A 2,582-nucleotide genomic window follows, 5' to 3' on the forward strand; every position below is an offset into this window, starting at 1 on the left:
TTTGGCTTTCTCACCATGTTCATCGTGCTGTTTGCACTGTCGGGTATTGGCAATGGTTCTACGTTTCGCATGATCCCGGTCATTTTCTTGACCGAGCGTCAACGGGATGCTCAGGGTAAGGGTGAAAAAGCGCATAAGCAGGCTCTGGTTGATGCGAGTAAGGAAGCGGCAGCTGTGCTTGGTTTCTCGGGCGCTATTGGTGCGTATGGAGGCTTCTTCATTCCGAAGAGTTTCGGAACGTCGATAGATCTGACTGGCGGCGTTGACGCAGCGCTCTACTGTTTTGTCGCCTTCTACCTCAGTTGCATGTTGGTCACCTGGTGGTTCTACGCCCGCAAAGGCGCCGACATGCCTTGTTGATTCAATATTGCTATCACGCAGCTTTCGCCCCGCCCTTGAGCGGGGCTTTGTTTTTTGCATAGCACGGGAACTAGTCCTTTCGACCTACGTGCCCTAGTGCGTTTGCCTTTGCAAAGTGGCTATCTGGTGAATGTTGGCGATGGGCTTCCATACGTACAGTTGCACCATCCCCGATCGTATCGGCATCCCTGGTGGATGACCCTTTGGAGAACCGCAATGAGTCACTTTCTGGACCGACTGAAGTTCATGTCCCGCGTCAAATCCACCTTTGCCGATGGCCATGGCGCGGTGGTGGACGAGGATCGCAAGTGGGAAAACGGCTATCGCGGCCGTTGGTCCCACGACAAGATCGTACGCTCCACCCATGGCGTGAACTGTACGGGCTCCTGCTCGTGGAAGGTTTACGTGAAGAACGGTCTGATTACCTGGGAAACCCAGCAGACCGACTATCCACGCACCCGGCCCGACCTGCCTAACCACGAGCCGCGCGGCTGTCCGCGAGGGGCTTCGTACAGCTGGTATGTGTATTCGGCCCAGCGAGTGAAGTACCCGATGATTCGGGGCCGGCTGGCAGAAATGTGGCGCGAAGCGCGCAAGACCATGGACCCGATTGCCGCTTGGGAATCAATCAGCCAGAACCCCGAAAAGGCCAATCGCTACAAGAGCGTACGCGGCCAAGGCGGCTTCGTGAGGGCCGACTGGGAAACCGCGACCGAGATAATCGCTGCCGCCAACGCGCTAACCATCAAAAAATTCGGCCCGGACCGCGTCATCGGTTTCTCGCCGATTCCGGCGATGTCCATGGTGTCCTACGCCGCCGGTGCGCGCTATCTGAGCCTGATCGGCGGTGCCTGCCTGAGCTTTTACGACTGGTATTGCGATTTGCCGCCGGCCAGCCCGCAGATCTGGGGGGAGCAGACCGACGTGCCCGAATCGGCCGACTGGTACAACTCGACCTACCTGATGGTGTGGGGCTCCAACGTGCCGATGACCCGCACGCCCGACGCCCACTTCTACACTGAGGTTCGCTACAAGGGCACCAAGACGGTGGCCGTATCGAGCGACTTCGGCGAAATGGCCAAGTTCGGCGATATCTGGTTGGCGCCCAAGCAGGGGACCGATGCCGCCCTGGCCATGGCCATGGGCCATGTGGTGCTCAAGGAATTCCATCTGGGCAATAAGTCGGAATACTTCACCAGCTACGCCAAGCAATACACTGACATGCCGATGCTGGTGATGCTGAAGGAACGCAATGGCTGCCTGGTGCCGGATCACTTCCTGCGCGCTGCCCATCTAGCCGGCAACCACGGTGAAGCCAACAACCCGGAATGGAAGACGCTGGAAATCGACGCAAATACTGGCGAGCTGGTCGTGCCGAATGGCGCGGTGGGCTTCCGCTGGGGCGAGGACAAAGCCGGTACCGGTAAGGTCGGTCGCTGGAACCTGGAACAGAAGGACGGCGGCTCGGGCCGCGAAGTCGATCCGCTGCTGAGCCTGATCGACAGCCGCGACGACGTGGTGGGCGTGGGCTTCCCGTATTTCGGCGCGGAACACGACGAATTGCTGGTGCGCAATGTGCCGGCCAAGCGGCTGACCTTAGCTGACGGTAGCACCGTACTGGTCGCCACCGTGTATGACCTGCAGATGGCCAACTACGGTATCGACCGTGGCCTGGGCGGCGAACACGTGGCCAGCAGCTACGAGCAGGACGTGCCTTACACCCCGGCCTGGCAGGAAAAGCACACCGGCGTGAAGCCGGCGATGGTGGTGCAGGTGGCGCGCGAGTTCGCGCAGAACGCCCACGACACCCATGGCAAGAGCATGGTGATCGTCGGTGCCGCGCTGAATCACTGGTACCACATGGACATGACCTACCGCGGCATCATCAACCTGCTGATGATGTGTGGCTGCGTAGGTCAGAGCGGTGGTGGCTGGGCGCACTATGTGGGCCAGGAAAAACTGCGTCCGCAGTTCGGCTGGGCACCTCTGGCCTTCGCGGCGGACTGGCAGCGCCCGCCGCGCCAGATGAACGGCACCAGCTTCTTCTATGCCCACACCAGCCAGTGGCGGCATGAAAAGCTGCATGTGGACGAAATTCTGGCGCCGACCGCCGACGCCGCCAAATACGGCCGCATGAGCATGATCGACCTGAACGCCAAGTCCGAACGCATGGGCTGGCTGCCGTCGTGCCAGCAGTTGCAGACCAACCCGCTGGACGTTGT

General features: G+C 60.2%; 1 protein-coding gene and 1 pseudogene. Both read left to right on the forward strand.

Annotation, left to right across the window (positions count from 1 at the left end; translation table 11 throughout):
• A pseudogene (locus ACE3OH_RS21475) lies at positions 1 to 360 on the forward strand (nitrate/nitrite transporter); the annotation flags it as partial.
• Positions 361 to 576: 216 nt separating this feature from the next.
• On the forward strand, positions 577 to 2,582 hold a 2,006-nt coding region (locus tag ACE3OH_RS21480; RefSeq protein ID WP_374358079.1), incomplete at its 3' end, for a nitrate reductase subunit alpha.

The sequence above is a fragment of the Chitinimonas sp. genome, from assembly GCF_041904975.1.
Taxonomy (GTDB): Bacteria; Pseudomonadota; Gammaproteobacteria; order Burkholderiales; family Chitinimonadaceae; genus Chitinimonas.